Here is a 931-nt window from a genome sequence, read left to right on the forward strand (position 1 = left end):
GCACTGGAAGCCGGAAAAGTTCCGATTTTCGAACCCGGACTCGATACCATCATCGAACACAATCGCACTGCCGGTCGCCTGGATTTTTCCAAGGAGCTGGCGACATCGGTTGCCAGTGCCGACGTCGTCTTCATCGCCGTCGGAACGCCGTCACGCCGCGGCGATGGCCACGCCGACCTGAGCTATGTGTATGCCGCCGCCCGCGAAATCGCTGCTGCGATCTCCGGATTTACGGTCGTCGTAACCAAGTCGACGGTTCCCGTCGGCACCGGCGATGAGATCGAGCGGATCTTCCGGGAGGAATTCCCTGAAAAGGACATCTGCGTGGTGTCCAATCCGGAGTTCCTGCGCGAAGGCGCTGCAATCACCGACTTCAAGCGCCCAGACCGCATTGTTCTCGGCACCGAGGAGCCACGCGCCATCGAGATCATGCGCGAGGTCTATCGCCCGCTCTACCTCAACGAGGCACCGCTCTATTTCTGTGAGCGCCGCACCTCCGAGCTAATCAAATACGCCGCCAACGCCTTCCTCGCCATGAAGATCACCTTCATCAACGAGATCGCCGACCTCTGCGAGCAGATCGGCGCCGACGTGCAGAAGGTCGCCAAGGGCATCGGCATGGACAAGCGCATCGGCGACAAGTTCCTGCATGCCGGCCCCGGCTACGGCGGCTCTTGCTTCCCGAAGGATACGCTGGCGCTGGTCAAGACGGCGCAGGACCATGACAGCCCGATGCGGCTCATCGAGACGACAGTGGCGATCAACGACAACCGCAAGCGCGCCATGGGCCGCAAGGTCATTGCAGCCTGCGATGGCAATGTTCGCGGCAAGAAGATCGCGGTCCTCGGCCTGACCTTCAAGCCGAACACCGACGACATGCGTGATGCGCCGTCGATTACCATCATCCAGGCCCTGCTGGACGGTGGCGCCA

1 protein-coding gene is annotated in these 931 nt (G+C 61.8%); it reads left to right on the plus strand.

Annotated elements, in window-relative coordinates:
• Positions 1-931 (plus strand): UDP-glucose dehydrogenase family protein (locus JNB88_RS33105; protein ID WP_220359163.1); only part of this gene is annotated, 931 nt, incomplete at both ends.

Source organism: Rhizobium cauense (assembly GCF_019511525.1).
GTDB classification, from domain to species: domain Bacteria; phylum Pseudomonadota; class Alphaproteobacteria; order Rhizobiales; family Rhizobiaceae; genus Rhizobium; species Rhizobium cauense.